This window comes from Pantoea sp. PNA 14-12, assembly GCF_004364735.1.
GTDB classification, from domain to species: Bacteria; Pseudomonadota; Gammaproteobacteria; order Enterobacterales; family Enterobacteriaceae; genus Pantoea; species Pantoea stewartii.
In genome coordinates this window covers 840,284-856,787 of record NZ_SOAJ01000001.1, presented here as the reverse complement: position 1 = coordinate 856,787, position 16,504 = coordinate 840,284, and the positions used below count along the sequence as shown (strand labels likewise).

Annotated in this window: 13 protein-coding genes and 1 pseudogene; 5 read left to right on the top strand and 9 right to left on the bottom strand. The window is 43.7% G+C overall.

The features are described from left to right. Positions 1-145 precede the first annotated feature (145 nt). The gene (locus tag C7434_RS04165) at positions 146-1,720 is read left to right on the top strand and encodes a methyl-accepting chemotaxis protein (RefSeq protein WP_133745173.1); all 1,575 of its coding nucleotides are present in this window, start codon (positions 146-148) and stop codon (positions 1,718-1,720) included. A gap of 145 nt (positions 1,721-1,865) precedes the next feature. Here C7434_RS04165 and C7434_RS04160 read toward each other — a convergent pair whose 3' ends face one another. Continuing rightward, complete coding sequence (locus tag C7434_RS04160; protein WP_006119690.1) at positions 1,866-2,441, bottom strand: histidine phosphatase family protein; 576 nt, start codon at positions 2,439-2,441, stop codon at positions 1,866-1,868. 392 nt (positions 2,442-2,833) lie between these two features. Between C7434_RS04160 and C7434_RS04155 the strand changes: the two genes are divergently transcribed. Continuing rightward, positions 2,834-4,000, top strand: coding sequence for a PAS domain-containing methyl-accepting chemotaxis protein (locus C7434_RS04155; protein ID WP_133745172.1), 1,167 nt, complete (start codon positions 2,834-2,836; stop codon positions 3,998-4,000). 318 nt (positions 4,001-4,318) lie between these two features. Here C7434_RS04155 and C7434_RS04150 read toward each other — a convergent pair whose 3' ends face one another. From C7434_RS04150 to C7434_RS04120, 7 genes are all read right to left on the bottom strand, one after another. Continuing rightward, positions 4,319-5,248, bottom strand: a complete 930-nt coding sequence (locus tag C7434_RS04150; RefSeq protein WP_039340776.1) for a flagellin — start codon at positions 5,246-5,248, stop codon at positions 4,319-4,321. Positions 5,249-5,422: 174 nt separating this feature from the next. Continuing rightward, a complete protein-coding gene (locus C7434_RS22140) occupies positions 5,423-6,025 on the bottom strand; it encodes a substrate binding domain-containing protein (protein ID WP_232374210.1) in 603 nt (200 codons plus the stop codon). Positions 6,026-6,225: 200 nt separating this feature from the next. Beyond that, positions 6,226-6,375 carry a LysR family transcriptional regulator gene (locus tag C7434_RS22130; protein ID WP_226374482.1) on the bottom strand — a complete coding sequence of 50 codons (150 nt, stop codon included), beginning with the start codon at positions 6,373-6,375 and terminating at the stop codon, positions 6,226-6,228. A gap of 882 nt (positions 6,376-7,257) precedes the next feature. Then, positions 7,258-9,309 carry a peptidase domain-containing ABC transporter gene (locus C7434_RS04135; protein ID WP_133745171.1) on the bottom strand — a complete coding sequence of 684 codons (2,052 nt, stop codon included), beginning with the start codon at positions 9,307-9,309 and terminating at the stop codon, positions 7,258-7,260. A gap of 9 nt (positions 9,310-9,318) precedes the next feature. Next, positions 9,319-10,554, bottom strand: a complete 1,236-nt coding sequence (locus C7434_RS04130) for an HlyD family efflux transporter periplasmic adaptor subunit (protein WP_166649045.1) — start codon at positions 10,552-10,554, stop codon at positions 9,319-9,321. An 83-nt stretch (positions 10,555-10,637) separates the two neighbouring features. Beyond that, positions 10,638-12,470 carry a DUF3857 and transglutaminase domain-containing protein gene (locus C7434_RS04125; RefSeq protein ID WP_133745169.1) on the bottom strand — a complete coding sequence of 611 codons (1,833 nt, stop codon included), beginning with the start codon at positions 12,468-12,470 and terminating at the stop codon, positions 10,638-10,640. A gap of 236 nt (positions 12,471-12,706) precedes the next feature. Then, a complete protein-coding gene (locus C7434_RS04120; protein WP_110267613.1) occupies positions 12,707-12,943 on the bottom strand; it encodes a hypothetical protein in 237 nt (78 codons plus the stop codon). A 397-nt stretch (positions 12,944-13,340) separates the two neighbouring features. Here C7434_RS04120 and C7434_RS22120 point away from each other — a divergent pair, with 397 nt between their 5' ends. After that, positions 13,341-13,418, top strand: coding sequence for a hypothetical protein (locus tag C7434_RS22120; protein WP_226374504.1), 78 nt, complete (start codon positions 13,341-13,343; stop codon positions 13,416-13,418). Between the two features lie 821 nt (positions 13,419-14,239). Next, positions 14,240-14,677: a VOC family protein gene (locus C7434_RS04115; protein WP_133745309.1), complete on the top strand. Its 438-nt coding sequence runs from the start codon at positions 14,240-14,242 to the stop codon at positions 14,675-14,677. Between the two features lie 205 nt (positions 14,678-14,882). Here the strand turns inward: C7434_RS04115 and C7434_RS04110 are convergent, their stop codons facing one another. Continuing rightward, the gene (locus tag C7434_RS04110) at positions 14,883-15,518 is read right to left on the bottom strand and encodes a methyl-accepting chemotaxis protein (RefSeq protein ID WP_243835874.1); all 636 of its coding nucleotides are present in this window, start codon (positions 15,516-15,518) and stop codon (positions 14,883-14,885) included. 22 nt (positions 15,519-15,540) lie between these two features. On the opposite strand from C7434_RS04110, the pseudogene C7434_RS04105 reads away from it, so the two are divergent. Further along, positions 15,541-16,419 (top strand): annotated as a pseudogene (locus C7434_RS04105) (dihydrodipicolinate synthase family protein); the annotation flags it as partial. Positions 16,420-16,504: the final 85 nt, after the last annotated feature.

Here is a 16,504-nt window from a genome sequence, read left to right as displayed (position 1 = left end):
GCTGCCTTGCTTCATCCTGTAAAAGCCGCCACGCGGGTAGGTTTTGTAAAGACAGAGGCTGACTATGTAAATTATTCCTTGTCTGGCCGGGCCTGCCGATAACCTTTTTGCAGCATTAGCGGAAACAATTCTTATGGAGAACCTTATGTTCAGACCAGGAAAAATGTCACTCAACATGATGCTCAACGCGGCTTTCCTGACCGTCATCATGCTCGGCGTGTGTATTACCCTTTTTGCCGGTATCAAGCTCAGTACAGTCAGAGATCAGCAGAAGCTGACGGTGGCCCGACTGAATGATTTGCGCACCTTACAGACCATTAAGGACAATGTTGCACAGCAAACTACGCTGCTTCTGGCGGCATCCTCGGGTGACAGGCACGCATCCATACAGGATATCGCTGCAAAATTTGCGGCATTACAACAAAACAGTGATGACACCACCGCCCACTTCCGCACGCTGATTAACGGGGCGCGTACCATTCCGGGTATTAATCTCAGCGAAGTGGATGAAGCCTCTGACTTTTTGAAAAAAATCGAAACGTCATCGCCGCCTTTCAAAGCCAGTGCGACGCGAGCCCTGCAACAGGACGGCAATGCCGTCCGTGAACATATCGACAACGCGCTACTGACGGACCTGACGAACTACCGCTCAGCCGTCAACGATATGGTGGCTTATCAGGATCGTGTGACCGGCGGTACGGCAGTGAAGACCGAAACGGGGCTCGCAGGCGTGTTCCTGTCGCTGAGCGTACTCACCGTGGTGTTTATCGCTCTGGGCTTTGTCATGAGCTGGCTGATTACGCGCCGTATCAAGAAACAATTGGGCGCAGAACCCGCCCAGGCACAGGCGCTGGCCGCCGCCATTGCCGCCGGCGATCTGAGTACGCCGGTTAAACTTCGCCGCGATGATGCTTTCAGCCTGATGGCCTCACTGGCAGGCATGCAGGACAACCTGCGTGACCTGGTATCGCAGATTAAAGCCTCATCCGCTTCCGTCTCGCTGGCGGCCGATGAAATCTCACGAGGCAATACCGAGCTGTCTTCCCGAACCGAACAGCAGGCTGCCGCATTACAGGAAACGGCCGCCAGTATGGAGGAGCTGACGACAACGGTGAAAAACAATGCCGCCAGTGCGCAGAAGACCGCCGAGTCTGCCCGTGAGACCGCATTGCTGGCACGTAAGGGGGAAACTGACGTGCAGAAAATGTCGGATACCATGCACACGATTTCGGCCAGTGCGCTTAAAGTTCGCGACATCATCGCCGTGATTGAAAGCATCGCCTTCCAGACTAATATTCTGGCGCTCAATGCCGCCGTAGAAGCCGCGCGCGCCGGTGAAGATGGCCGGGGTTTTGCGGTCGTTGCGGGGGAGGTCAGAACACTGGCGCAGCGCAGTGCGACGGCAGCCCGTGACATCAAGCAGCTCATTGAGCAGGCGGTTACGCAGGTGGAAAGCGGCGTGGGCGTCGCACAGGGAACGGGGGAAAGTATTCTGAAGATTGTCGGTATGGTCGGCTCACTGGCGTCCGCCATGGATGAGATTTCACTGGCATCGACTGAGCAGATGCAGGGTATTTCGCAGGTCAGCATCGCCGTCAGTCAGATGGATGGCGTCACGCAAAATAACGCGGCCCTGGTTGAGGAATCTTCCACCGCGTCTCACGGTCTGTCTGATCAGGCGCATGCGCTCCAGGCGATTGTGGAAACGTTCAGGGTCTGACCCCGACAGAGGCCAGATGCAGATGCTGGCCTCTTTCATGCTCAACGCGCCGCTCTCAGCTTTCCCGTTTCTCAGCCATCAGGCATCGCTGTCTTTTAGCGGCTTCGTTACAGGCTTTCATGTCAAACCACCTGCGCATTCATTTCTACCGGTCAGGACAATCAGATGAAACGCCATTCAGTCCCTCGGCATCCTGTTTAAAGGATTTAAAATGCTGATTGTCGTCAATTTTCACCACATAGACAGAATCGAAATCGGTTGCTGACCAGTCCGGCACCTGCCCGGCATCCCCACCCGTTTTTTCAACCAGCCTGCGCGCAGCGGTCACCAGATTTTTGTGTTCCCATGAGATAAACGTCAGAGGCACCGCTTTTTCTGCCAGCAGATCCGCGACCAGCTTATTGGGCTTGTCGGCGTGAAAACGCAGTATGACGGGTTGAGAAACCTGTACCGCCAGAGGAATAAGGGTTGAAAGCGGGCGCAGTGAACTGCCGGTTTTATCCTCTTTTGGTGCCGAGGCATAAAGCGCATCGGGATTGCCGTAGCGGCTGAGCAATACCCTCGGCAGTTTCAGGGCGCGATTCAGCCCTTTGCAGGTCAGTTGCCCGCTGGCGTTGTCGGGCTTTTCGCCATGACGGAAAAACACAAATGTACTGTCAGCCGAAGCCTTCAACGGGATAAGTGTTGCAAGACCAAACAACAGCGCGAAAACGTTTTTCATCCGGGTCTCCTGTTGGCGATGATGGCGGAGTGGATAACCTACTTCACGTGGCCCTGTAATAACCAGGGGTAAATGATGGGTAAGACGGCAAAAGCAAAAGACTGGCGAAAATATCGCGGTTGATGTGGTCAGATTTATCAGCTGTATTGCGTCTGCCAGGCGCGAATATTTTTTGGCGGCGGTCTGTGATTATAAGGCCTGCCCCGTTTCCCTTCTCTGCGTTGTAAGAGACCGGCGCGCGAAAAAAAGCCTCATTCGGGCATTACCCTACATGATCTGCAGACAAAGCTGCCCGGCTAAACAGTAGAAAATTTCATCATTTAGCTGACTTATGCATCCTGCAACATGGCCGATAACCTGTCTGTAATTAATTTTAATCTCAGGGAGCAGTTATGTTAGGCAAATTATTCAGGAAATCCCCGCCCGCGCCAGAAGTCATTTTACCGCCACGCCAGGAGGTGCCCGTCGAAGAAGTGCCGCCATGCGGGACGTTATCAGATCGTCTGGACAGTTTTTTGACTCTGCTGCCAGAGTTCTTGTGGGTCTGTGAGGGGAAAGACATCACCGACAGCACTCCGCTCTGGATTTCATCTGCCGCGCCGTTTAATTTTCCGCAAGGGGGGAACAATATCCTGACTCTCTCGGCGCTTTGCTCGCTTGTTCATGATGAAGACAAAAGTCATTTCAGACAGCTTTTACGAACCGTTCAGCCCTCTGCCGCTTCCGGTGTGACCCATAAATGCCGTTTTATGACGGCAGGCGGCAGCTACGAATGGTTTCAGGTAGCCGTTAAACGTGAGCGCGGCGCTGACGGCCATAACCAGAGGCTGACAGGTACGTTGCTGAACATCAGTGAGGACGTGGCGCACGAAAGCGAATATGACATTGTCATGACCCGCTTCAACCTGTCGCGTGAAATGCTGAATGACGGGCTCTGGGACCTGCAGATCATCAATGGTGACCCTTTACATCCGAATAACGTTTTCTGGTGGTCCCCACAGTTCAGAAAACTGCTTGGATTCGAAACCGTTGAAGAGTTTCCTGATGTGATTGGCAGCTGGGCTTCCCGTCTCCATCCCGACGACAGTCAGCACACGCTGGATGCCTTTATCAAACACCTTAACGACCATTCGGGCGCAACAGGTTATGACGTTGAATACCGCGTTAAACTCAAAAACGGCAATTACCGGTGGTTCCGTGCACGTGGGCAGACCCGACGGGACAAAGAGGGTATACCTTTGCGGGCGGTCGGGGCGCTGATCGATATACAGACGCTGAAAGACCAGGAGGTTCAGGCTGAGCATGAACGCCAGCGAAGAGATGAGGCATCAGCCTCTGTCAGTGAGATCGCTGATTTGGTCTCTGAAAATGCCAATATTGCCGCTCAGATCAAACTCATCTCACTAAATGCCAGCATTGAGGCCGCCAGAGCCGGCGTGCAGGGACGAGGGTTTTCTGTTATTGCCAGCGAAATCCGCGAACTGGCCGACAGAACCGCGGAGATAACCGAAAACATAAGCCGTCTGCAAATCCGGCTGGATGCCTCTTCGCGCCTTTAAAATCACCACTGCACCCTTCAGTTTCATCGCACACTTTCTGGTTGGCTTCCGGGGAGTGTGCCCACTACTCAACACAACGTCCCATTTTGCCGGGCTCGGACTGAATTGCGCATCATACCCTTTACTGCCCCTGCTACGGGTCCAAAACCGGGCCTGGTCATCAGTGAATATGCGTTAAAGCGCGATGAGACAAAATATGGATTGGATTTTGCTTGTTTTATGGACTGTATCACAGGGTGTGCAGGCAGGAAGAGCGCTTACGCTCACGGCGCTGAATGCTGATGAGCTGCATTACGGAATGCAGCTCACCGGCGTCTGTTAACGAAGCAGAGACAGCATGGTCTGTGGCACCTGGTTGGCCTGTGCCAGTACAGAAGAACCGGCCTGCTGCAGGATCTGCGCGCGGGACATGTTTGACACTTCCGTCGCGTAGTCCGCATCCTGAATACGGCTGCGGGCAGCGGTCAAGTTGGTCACGGTGTTGTTCAGGTTGCTGATGGTGGACTCAAAACGGTTCTGAGACGCACCCAGCAGGCTGCGCTGGTTGTCGACCGCCTTAATCGCTTTATCAATGTCGGCCAGCGGCGTATTGCTGGACGCCGTCCCGCCAGTGCCGCCGGTGACCGCGCCCTTCAGAACGTCGAAGCCGATAGCAGAGGTGCTGCGGGCATTGCCGTTTACGGTCTGGCCCGTGGTTGTCTCGGTATTCTGAGTGGTGCCTGACTGCCCCGCTGCTGCCAGGTCGAAGCCATCACTTGCGCTCAGCGTAATGCCGATTGTCTGACCGTCTTTTGCGCCTACCTGGAAGTTGTAGGTGGTGCTGCCGGAACCGGTGTTCAGGACTTTAATCCCGTTGAAGTCGGTCTGTTTGGTGACGCGGTCGATTTCCTGCATACGCTGGTTAACTTCCGCCTGGATTGAGTCGATGTCAGACGCTGAGTTAGAGCTGTTCTGCGCCTGAACGGTCAGGTCGCGTACGCGTTGCAGGTTATTGTTGATTTCGGTCAGTGCGCCTTCAGCCGTCTGCGACAGAGAGATACCGTCGTTGGCGTTACGGGCTGCAACGGTCATACCGTTGATGTTAGAAGTAAAGCGGTTAGCGATAGCTTCGCCGGCTGCGTCGTCTTTAGCGCTGTTGATGCGCAGACCGGAAGAGAGACGCTCAATTGCCGTGCCCAGAGCAGACTGTGATTTGGTCAGGTTATTCTGCGTAACCAGTGAAAGCGTATTGGTGTTAATGACGGCCATGTTAAGTCCTTGTAGTTAAAGCGTGTATATCACGCTATACCGTTATCGCCACAATAGTTACTTTCTTTAACTGTGTCACAGAGAAATCATTTAACTGTCATATACTGCTGCTTTTTTAACCCGGCCTCGTTGCTGATAATGCCCGCGTTGAGCGAGAAATGGAGATATATATTCTCAACGAGAGATATTTCTTTTTTTATGATTACTTAGAAAGTTTTTTAGGCCATCAATAAAAATGCGCACCCTCAGGGAGAGATGTAAGCGAGTGGGGTAAATAGCATGGATAGCAACCTCCTCGCCTCGTGTATCAGCCAATACCTGTACCAGGTGCCCTGCTAAAATATCCTTTTCAATCATGGATGAAGGTAAATAACCGATACCCAATCCGGCTATGGCAGCTAAGCGTATGGCATCGCCGCTGTCGAACCTGACATGGTTCCTGCCGTTCAGCGTTATTTGCCCATGCTCCTCGTCAAAGAGTGTCCATGCGCCTGAAGCCGCTCCTAAACCATAAACAAGACGACGATGCTCTTTGAGGTCAGCAGGTGATTCCGGTTTACCCCATTGCTTAAGATAGTCCGGTGATACGAATAGCTGTGACCTTGCTCTGTCGATCACCTGCGTGATGTATTGATGGCTTGTGGCTGCATTGCCTACCCGAACGGCAAGGTCAAATCCTTCTTCCACCAGATCGACAACCCGATCGCTAAGGCTGACTTCAATGTTTATATTCGGTGAGTTCTGTAAAAACGTCTGGAGAAAAGGAAGGATAACCATTTTGCCATAACCCTCTGACACGGTCAGTCTCAGAATGCCTTTTGGCACTGGTGAATTATGCCGGATACTGGCTTCGGCTTCTTCTATGTCTTCCAGTAATCTGCAGCAGCGGTGATAGAATTCATGCCCCTCTGGGGTCAGAGATAACCGCCGCGTGGTGCGTTGAAAAAGCCTTGTCTGCAGGTGCTCTTCTAACCGGGTTATCGCTTTACCCGGTTAGAAGAGCGCGTTAACCCCATCGCCTTGCCGCCAGCAACAAAACTCCCTGCCTCTGCAACAGCGACAAAGATCCGCATTGCCCTGATGTCCAGAGCGGAGCCTGTAGTATGGCCAAGAGTCGTGAAAGACATAACCTATCCGTTGCAGTGTTTATTTTACTTTTACGAGGGGATGAATTCTGCCTGCTTCGAAGGAGTAATACTGGCTGAATGAACAGTTGCTTCAGCTTGCCTGCCGGTGGATTAGAAAAGGGAGAAACTCTTTAAACAGCTGCATCCAGAAATCTTAAAGAAGAAACAGGTATTGAAGGGCTGCCTTTATAATTAACACTTGCTTATAGCGAATGGTAAGTCAAAAAATCTTGTAAAGAACGAAGCCTTATCTGGCGAAAACTGCATCTGACCGTTGACAGCAAGATATGTGAAAACATCGATGTTGACCTGGCACTTAACAACGTTACTAACTCAGAGCCACTTTCGGATCAATCCGGCAGACCCACTGGAAAATTTGGTCAGACGCCAATGATTCTGACAACATTTGGCTATGTCACGATGAACTGGTCTTAAGATAATTAGTGATTTCATTCATTCTCAAAGGGGCGAATTAACGGCCCAGCGAGTACGCAGATCTTAATCATGAAGTCGCTAATCAACATCTGAACGTGAGCAGTGCGCGGTGGAAATGGAAAATAGATTACAATCTGTCGCTCGGTAGTGTAAACGTTACAGAGTTGAACAAATGTTTGGTGGTTCACTGAGACTGAGCGACTACGATGGTCCGGTCGCAGAGGTACTGAACGTGTTGCGTGCGCTGAATAAAATGATTAAGGCAAATATGCCATAAAGCGTGCGTATAGCCTGAAAATCCGACCAGGTGCTGGGTCGTTCATACGGAATCTTAATTATTTAACAAAGCTTATTGCCTGGCTTTTTAATCTGTAAAAGTAAGAAAAAAATAAAATTAAAAAAAAAACGAAGTAGATAGTAATATCATAATAAACATAGGATTAATAGCTATATTAAATCACTTATGTTAATAGCTCTGTCAGCTTTGGCGATAGTTTCTGCTCTGTGGGCTATTATAATTTGCGTTATCCCTGAGTTTTTTAATAGATTTGATATTATCATCTCGTTTTTAATGTCTAGATGGCTTGTCGCCTCATCTAATAACAAAATTTGAGGGGATCTATAAAGAGCTCTCGCAATCATTATTCGTTGTGCTTGCCCTCCAGAAAGTCCGGTTCCAAGAGGTCCAATTAAGGTATTATAGCCCATAGGCATTCCTTGTATCTCATCATGTAAGTTAACTGAAACAGCCAGTCTCTTAACTTTTTCAAAATCTGGTTTTTTTTCTAAAAAAGCAATGTTTTCTGTAATGGTTCCAGCAAACAACATATCGTCTTGTCTTACAAAAGAGATAATAGAGCGGATCATATTGTAATCAATTGATTCTAACGCACGGTCATCGATTAGTATATTTCCTGAGCTGGGCTTTAATTGACCAGAAATTATTTTAAGAAGTGTTGACTTACCTATCCCCGATGGTCCAATGAGAGCAACAGTTTCTCCCTTAAAAACGTCAAATGAGCAGTCTTTAATAATATATTTTTCATTTTCACCATATGCATAGCTTATATTATTAATGCTTATTTTTTTCATTATTCCAACCGTATCTCCCAAGAACGGAAGGCTGGAATCATGTTCTTTTGGTGTAAGTATTATGTCAGATATACGGTCTAAATGAACACTTAGGCTTCTGAACTCCATCAGTGTATTTATGAGACTGGAACCTCTATTGATAAAATTTTCGCGGAAACCCATAAACGCTGTAAACATCCCGATCGTAAATCCACCATTAATAATAAGCTTTGCACCTAGATATATCGTTATTATTTTTTCAACGGCAAAGATCAAGTCATGAATAAAAGTGTAGGCTGTATTAATATTTTGAAGATCCGATTGAGTTCTAACATAGTTTCCAAGCATGAATAAGTACTTTTGATGCCGTTGATGATTAGCATTGAATTGTTTTATCGTCGCGGCGCCTCTCAGTGATTCCCAAATAAAAGACTGGATTTTTGAGTTTTGCTTTAAAGAACCAGCTGACTTTTGCCTGTAATTGGAATACCAAGCGAATCTTAATATGCTATATATCAAAAAGGTAACACATACAATCGATGCTAAAACAGGGCTATAATAGAACATAATAACTGAGGCAAGTATGCCTACTAAACCGTCAATTACAGCACTTATTGTACTTGTAGTTAACGTTTTATGTATTGTATTTGCCGAATCGAACCTATTTGCTATATCAGCTGCTGACCTTTTTTCGAACCAACCGATATGCAATGAGAAAATATGTTTAAATATATGTGAAGGAACTATAATGGACAAAGATGATGTTATTTTTCTTTCAATAATACTTTTTACAGCAGTAGTTACAACAGAACCAAAAGAAAATAATGCAATAGCAATAACCAATATAGTCAGAAGATCTAAATCTCCAGTTACAACTGAATCATCTAAAATGATCTCTTGTAAGATAGGAATCACTAACGTTGATATTTCAATTGCTAAAGCGAGAATGAAAATATAGAAAATTAATTTTTTTAATTCAAAGCTAAATGGTATTATTGATTGAATATTTATTTTGCTTCTTTTATCCGCTTTTTTGAATTTTGGCCCAGGCCATACTTCAAGAGCTATACCAGTGAATGATTTATTAAATTCATGGTTGCTAACCACTACACTACCCAAATCCGGGTCATTGATATAATATTTATTTCCTTTGACTTTCTTCAGTACTACAAAATGATCCATTTTCCAGTGAATTATAGCTGGCAACCTTAATTCTTTTATTTCTTCAACGTCACAACGAACGGGTCTGCTTTCTAAATTCATTTTAGAAAAAACATCCATTAGGTTTTTTAAATTAGTTCCTTTCATAGATGTGGGATAAATGTTTCTTAACTGAATTAAATCAAATTCCAGTCCATAATGACTTGCAATCATTGCAACAGTAACTAATCCGCACTCTGTTCTTTCGGTTTGATATAAAACTCGCATATAAATCTCTTAAAATTTTTCTTTTTCAGCAATAAGTGGGTCAATAGCCCACTCCCATATTTTTCTATGTTCCAAAATAAGGTAAGCATCAAATTTTTCTCCTGACTGGAGTTGTTCATCTTTACCGTATATTGTAATGACAGGCTTATCTAATCTGGCTTTTACAAGATACATAGGATCTTGTGAAGTTGGGGAAAAGGGCAGTTCTTTGGGATTAACTGCAGTCTTATCTATTTCAAATACCACCGCATGTTGTAATCCAAATTTTTGATACGGATATGCTTGATAAGCGAGCAAAACTTCATTTCCTTTTTTAACAAAACCAACAGAAATAGAAGGTACATACATATCAGCTTCCAAATTCGCTCCATCAGGGAGTATGGTTGCTAGAGGAATGGCAGTATCCGCTTCGCCTCCTAATTTTCCAGTAATTTGTGTAACAGTGCCATCAGAGGATGCAGTTAAATCAAGATATTGCTGCTGAGAAATTTGAATCATTTCTTGCTCAATTTCTTCAATAGATCTTTGTAGCTGAGAATCTTCATTATTTTGCTTATCAATTAGAGATTTTCTCTCTTGTATATTTTGTTCTAAGTTCCCATCAGTGGATGCAAGCACTCTTTTCATTGAGTTTAGTTGAATGATTGCTGCTTGAAAATATTGCTGAGCTTTCTCAATGTCAGACTGAGAAATTGCATTGTTTTTTCCTAGCGCAGAGTATCGTTTAAGGTTTCTTTCGGATAAAGATAAATATATATTTTCAGCCTGAATCTCTTTTTCGAGAGCAACTTTTTGTTGAGAAAGTGAACTAATTGATTTCTCGATCATTTCTGTTTGGCTAAGGTGAATTAAATGTAATCTACTCAATTCATTAACAAGTAACTTATGCCTTTTTTTCAGACTGTCTGAAATTAAATCAGAAGTCTTTCCTTGATCACTAATAGAATTCAGATCAATAACAAAAAGTAGTTCATTTTTTAAAACATGCTGACCTTCCACCACATTTACACGAGAAATTATACCCTGATGTATGGCTGTGACTTTTATCAAACCCTTATCTGGTATCAAATAACCGCTAACATGAGATTTTTCACTATACTCACCAAATAAAATAAGAAAAATAAAGCCTAGTATGATTGTAATTGTTGAAACCACATAAACAATTAACCATTTATCGTTATTAAATATTAGTTTTCCTTCATCTTCATTGTTATAATCTTTTATTATGAATAAAGTTTTTTTCATGCCGGTCATGATCATACCAATTATAGATTAACATTGACATGTACTTTAAAGATGCGGATAGTATTTTTATAGGCATAAATTATTCATATTTTAACCAAACTAATTTTATGCCTAAAGTCTTCTTTTACTTCATTTATCTTTTTCCTAAATTGACTGATATTATCCTTATCACATTCTGGATTATTTGAATATACATTAATTATTTTCTCGCTATAAAGATTTCCTTTCGCAAAATCATAATGAGAGGTATAAGTAAAAAGTTTTGTTTTTATGGTTTTCTCAAAAGGTTTTTTTTCTAACTTCCATCCTTCAGGAATGTGGAAAAGACTCTTTTCTATATATTCTTCCGAAATACATAAAGAAATTTCTTTTTGCTGAACGCCACCATTACTTAAGATACGTGTCAGTGGTGGATGTAGAAACTCAATTACTTCAGGGTAATTCAGATTGTCAGTATTTTTATTTTTTATATTAAAATTGCTCACAATAACAACGGGATCGTCTTGGGATATCTTATTTTTTAAATTTTCAATTGAACCTTCTCCCGTTAAGTTGTTGTGCTCTAAAATCTTTTTGATAAAAATATTACCACCTTTATCTTGTGCATAATTTAAATCTTGCCTCAAAATTGCAGCTACTGGTCCAATAGCAGTTGTTTTTTGATGTCCTACGAATTGGTTTTTTTCATAGTAAAAATCAACCTCATTTACTATTTTGTTTTTTTGAAGAGATACATTAGGTGTCGTTATTATTCTACCTGTCTGACCATTAACCATTAAGGCAGGCTTTTTTATCTGGTTGGGTAGCAATGAGTTGAATGCTAATAATTTAGATGTTGGATCGGAATAAATATTCAATTCTGGAATAAAAATTATAACATGATCAAACCATGCTATCGTAGGAATGATGTTTTTTTGATAATAGGGTTGAAAAGAAATAAGAATATATTTTGATTTGATGTTTTTGGCTTTAAGTAAAGCTCTCATTAATGTTACATGATCTTTACAGTCGCCATGTCTACTCTTAATTATATCAGAAGCAGAATTTGGTATATATCCACTATCACCAAGTGAAATATTCGTGTACTCAATATTTTGAGAAACCCAGTTAAAAATAATCCTGGTCTGTTCTTTTTTATCTTTTATATTGAATGTTAATTCGTCTGCTAACTTTTTTACATCAGGAGTTGGGGTGCTATAGTGATCTGCCAATTTACTGAAGTTTTTAGCAATTGAATTCCAGCTTTTGAAGCTTGAAACGACTAAATAGGGTGCTGTTTTAATTTTGGATTCACTCTTGTGTGTGTTATGCGCTTGTTTGCTTAAATTCCATGTTATAATTTTTTTGCCATTACTAAACTTAATACTCTTATCAAATCCAGTTGATTGAGTCTTTAGATTAGTAGTGGCAGGAATTTCAAATCTGATGCTATATTTCTTATAGTTAGATTCAATAGGTGCTTTGAATACTTCTGAAAACCCACCAGGAAAGATGGTTTTCTTTTGGATTTTATTAATTGTTATGTGGATTGTATCACCTTCCACTAAATCAGGAAAAGAAATAGAAGTTGTCCTAATGTCTGACAAATTATTCTTTGCCCCGATTAAATCATTATTATCTTGTCTTACAATAGCAGCGACCTCCTGACCATTTTTTTTGATTATCTTTGCGTTTTTTATAGTTAAATTCCAAAAATATTGATCAAAGGGGATTTTTATATTTGATAGACTTTTTGCACCAACAGCAGAATTTATCTTTATAGTTTCATTATACACGGATTTTATTTTTTTATTTTTGCTAACTTCAAAATTTGATACAACCTCAATTGAATATTTTGATACATGATCTTCACAATAAACAGATAAAGGTAGCATTGAGATGAAAGTTAAAAATAACTTTTTCTTAGCATTACTCATTATCTTTCTTCCTGTTTTTTGTTTTGTAAATTGAAAAAACCATAGCTACGAAAATGATTATTAGCAATGCTATGTGAGACGGCTTTGGGGGCTCATCATTACTAAAATCAATAAAAAAACTTACAACAATCAAAAGAAAAGCTAATAATCCAAAAAAAAATCTAATTTTATGTTTGTTTGACATTTTATTACCCTTATAAATTAAGTGCCTGCAAAACCAGGCACTTATTAGTTAATTAATTATCACCACCGTCACCATCGTCATCGCCGTCGTCGCTATCATCATCATTCGAGAGATCATCTGCATAGTTTGCACATGCGGCGGCAGCTCCTAATGCCGCTGCTGCTCCTCCTGCTATAGTTTCAGATGCTAATGCTGTCGCGGCAATACCTGCGGCACATGCAATACCATCACTTGCTGTGCTTCCACCCGAAACAAGTAAAACTTCTTCTTCAGATAGGACATTTAACATTTCATTTCTCCCAAGGTTAGCTATTTAAGATAACTGCTACTCCGTTACAACAAGAGCCAAAGCTGATAAAAAATTAGCTCTTTCATGCACATTTAAAGTTAAACTTTTCTTAGCTTTACGAGTTTCATGTAAATCGTAATTACGGAAATATGTTAAATTTATTTCAATTATTTCACTTGGTTACGAAACCTTTTTTCCATTTATCGCATGTAATAAAATTATTGGAAGTTTTTTTTGAAGATTCCTCGTTGTGTTTATGAATTGTTTAATATATTTTTTTGTAACTTTTTGTTCTTATAAGTATCTGGCTTTTTTTTTTAAAATAAAGGCTACTATTTCATAGCCTTACTGGATTAATCAGATTTAGAGCGAATGGCTATGTAGCTGGCCGTATTGCCTGTACATATCGCGCAGCACAGAGCCGGCCAGAAGAACGGAGCGGAAACATTATCCTGAAGCTTTCCGGATGACCTAACATGATATTGATACTGCACCGGAAGGCCCGCCTGTACCTCCTCTGTTAACCCGGTAATTTCCCTTCTGGCGGTCCCAGGCCCGCTATGAATGATTTGCCATGTTAAAAATCCTTTTTTCAATATCCTGTCCCCACAGAAACTGAGCCCGTTTTAAAAGGAGTGACAACGCTGGAATAATGACTACGACAGTCAAGATGGTAACAACGCGGACGGCAGAGAAGACTTCCCGGAAATGTATCAGATAAATCCGCCGCGTGAAAAGCGGACGTTATGATGCCAGAGTCAGGTTGATATATTTTAACAAAGGGAGAGAGTAAGTTGGCTTAGTGCCTCTACACGACAAAACTTCGTCTTTAAAATATTTCGTCGACCTTTTTGCACTCGGACCAGGATACTTGATTAATTAGTCAATCCTATTCCTTCCTTACTTTGTATCCCTGGGTAATAGCCGATTGCAGGTGTGCCAGAAGCACCTTCACTTTGACCTGTAGGTATTTTCTGCAGTAATAATTTCTGCTACAGAACTCAGCCGACTTTGGGTGCAAAGTTTAACGTCGTTACATTTTGAGCCAAACATCCGGATTCGGCCTGCCTGAATGTCAGACGAATACTGCCCTATGGAATATTTTTGATAAGTACTGCTCTGCGCTGATGTAATAATGCAGTGCGGATATGTCAGTATCCGCTTCTGTCACAAAGCGAACAGGATGACTGAGATGAAGGTCCGCTTTGAGCGAGGAGCGGACCTTCGTAGTTTTTCTACACCTGGTAAAGACTTGTAATGCAGTCTCTTATCAGTCAACTGGGAGCAGATAATCTCATGATTTTAAGTGCTGATCACGTCGGTTTTTCAGTTAAAAATATTGAAGACTCATTATTTTTTTGGACCTATATCCTTGGAGGGAAGTTATTACGCGAAGGGAAAATGTCTGGACCTGTTATTGATGAAGTAACAGGCGCAAGGGGAGCGGATGTACGAATGGCTTTGCTTGAACTGGCTGGCATTAAAATTGAATTATTACAATACAATAACATTGAACAGCCACAGGAGCCTTCAGCGCCCTATATCCCAGGCTACGCGCATCTTGCGTTTATAGTGCAGGATCTTGATATGCTCTTGAGCAAAGTATCGGACTATGGCTGGAAGACGCCAGGGAAACCGCAGACAGTTTTGTCAGGACCCATGCAGGGAACCAGAGTAATATATTTACAAAGCCCCGATGGTCAGACGCTTGAGTTGATGGAACGCAGTCAATGAAGTCCACATGTTATGACTTATTAAAACAGTGATATTTGCAATGTTTGTTTCTGGCCCAAAGCAGACTCCCGGTTATCTCATTTGAGATGAGCCATCAGTATATCACTGCCAAATAACCCCTTAATTTCTAAAAAATAAACACTGGTTAAGCTGTGCCGGCAGCGTTGCGAGGCTGTCGGCACTGCTTTTTCCTGTAACAGCTGACTTAGATGAGTCTGTTAACATTGGCCCGATCCTTCCTTTTCATACAGTTCAGGCTATCCACATAAATCCTGATCGCAGGGCGGATGCATATTACTGAATAAACAGGAAAGTATTTATCCACCGTGACAACCCGGCACTTAAACGGAACACGCTCCTGGAATGTCTGCCAGTTATTATCAGAAAGAGCCGCTTCGCCTGGGGAAGGATAAACATGCCCCTGCCCTGACGTTTCCGGGCTGATTACCGGCTTCTTATTTTCTGAGCTTTTGCGGGGCGATATAATAAAAGCAGAAACCAGTTTGCTCAGTGACAGGGCCTGTTCCTTAAGGGACAGCGCAGCCGCAGAAGCTTCTTCGACAAGTGCAGCATTTTGTTGTGTAACGTCATCCATTTGATTGACCGCCTGATGAACCTGGCTGATACCCTGCGACTGTTCTCTGGCCGCCACTAATATTTCATTAATAAGGTCGTTCACCTGATTCACCGCATCGTTCATACGGTTAAGATTATATCTGACCCCTTCAGTCTGTTCCGAACCTTTATGGATAAACTGCATCGACGAATCAATCAGCTCTCTGATTTCCTTTGCCGAGGAGGAGGTTCGTTGCGCAAGATTACGCACCTCGCCAGCCACCACGGCAAAACCACGGCCTTCTTCAACGCGCGACGGACGTATTGATTATGATGCCCTTCAGCGCCTGGGGAGCTGGCTGGGCAGCATCAATGGTGTTAAAGGATGTGTTGTCCTGGGGCGTGCGGGTGAAGGCACATTCCTGACCCAGGAAGAACAGGCCTCGGTAATACGTGCTTTCGTTACGTCTGTTGAAGGAAAAATTCCTGTGATTGCAGGTATCACCGGTGAGGGGACGGAAGTGGCAGCGCTTGAAACTAAGCGGGCTGTTGATGCGGGGGCTTCAGCTGGCCTTCTTTATCCTTCACATGGCTGGCTCCGGTTCGGTTATCAGGATGGTGCTCCTCAGGACCGCTATCGCGTTGTGTATGAGGAAAGCGGGCTACCGTTGATTCTGTTCCAGTACCCGGATGTGACCAAAGCGACTTATAACCTGAAAACCTTACTTGATATCTCAGCGCAGCCCGGGGTTTTTGCCATGAAGAACGGTGTCAGAAACATGCGTCGCTGGGATACAGAAATCCCCTTGATTCGCCGGGAGCGTCCTGATCTTCAGGTGCTGACCTGCCACGATGAATATTTGTTGCACACCGTTTTTGATGTGGATGGCATGTTAGTGGGCTACGGTAATATCGCCCCGGAACCTCTGATTGAAATGATTAAGGCGGGCAAGGATCAGGATTACAGTAAGGCCCGTAAAATCCACGACCGCCTGCTGCCTGTTACGAAAGCGGTTTACCATCGCGGATCTCACATGGAAGGCACGGTGGCACTGAAACATGCACTGGTTGCACGTGGCATTCTTGACCATGCGACAGTGCGTTCTCCCCTGCTTCCTTTAGGCGATGGCGCAGCAGAAGAAATCCATGCGGCGATGCGTTCTGCTGAACCTGGCCTTGTAAATTAGTGTTCCTTGTCTGAGGCTTGATTAGCCGGCCAGACGTTTCGGGCCGATTAATGTTTTATCAAAAAGACTGTCAGTGAATACGATT

Bases quoted from the DNA above. Each gene is read 5' to 3' on its own strand.
- C7434_RS04130 (WP_166649045.1), bottom strand. From the start codon at position 10,554: ATGAAAAAAACTTTATTCATAATAAAAGATTATAACAATGAAGATGAA.
- C7434_RS04115 (WP_133745309.1), top strand. From the start codon at position 14,240: ATGATTTTAAGTGCTGATCACGTCGGTTTTTCAGTTAAAAATATTGAA.
- C7434_RS04160 (WP_006119690.1), bottom strand. From the start codon at position 2,441: ATGAAAAACGTTTTCGCGCTGTTGTTTGGTCTTGCAACACTTATCCCG.
- C7434_RS04155 (WP_133745172.1), top strand. From the start codon at position 2,834: ATGTTAGGCAAATTATTCAGGAAATCCCCGCCCGCGCCAGAAGTCATT.
- C7434_RS04120 (WP_110267613.1), bottom strand. From the start codon at position 12,943: ATGTTAAATGTCCTATCTGAAGAAGAAGTTTTACTTGTTTCGGGTGGA.
- C7434_RS04135 (WP_133745171.1), bottom strand. From the start codon at position 9,309: ATGCGAGTTTTATATCAAACCGAAAGAACAGAGTGCGGATTAGTTACT.
- C7434_RS22130 (WP_226374482.1), bottom strand. From the start codon at position 6,375: ATGTCTTTCACGACTCTTGGCCATACTACAGGCTCCGCTCTGGACATC.
- C7434_RS04165 (WP_133745173.1), top strand. From the start codon at position 146: ATGTTCAGACCAGGAAAAATGTCACTCAACATGATGCTCAACGCGGCT.
- C7434_RS22140 (WP_232374210.1), bottom strand. From the start codon at position 6,025: ATGGTTATCCTTCCTTTTCTCCAGACGTTTTTACAGAACTCACCGAAT.
- C7434_RS04125 (WP_133745169.1), bottom strand. From the start codon at position 12,470: ATGAGTAATGCTAAGAAAAAGTTATTTTTAACTTTCATCTCAATGCTA.
- C7434_RS04150 (WP_039340776.1), bottom strand. From the start codon at position 5,248: ATGGCCGTCATTAACACCAATACGCTTTCACTGGTTACGCAGAATAAC.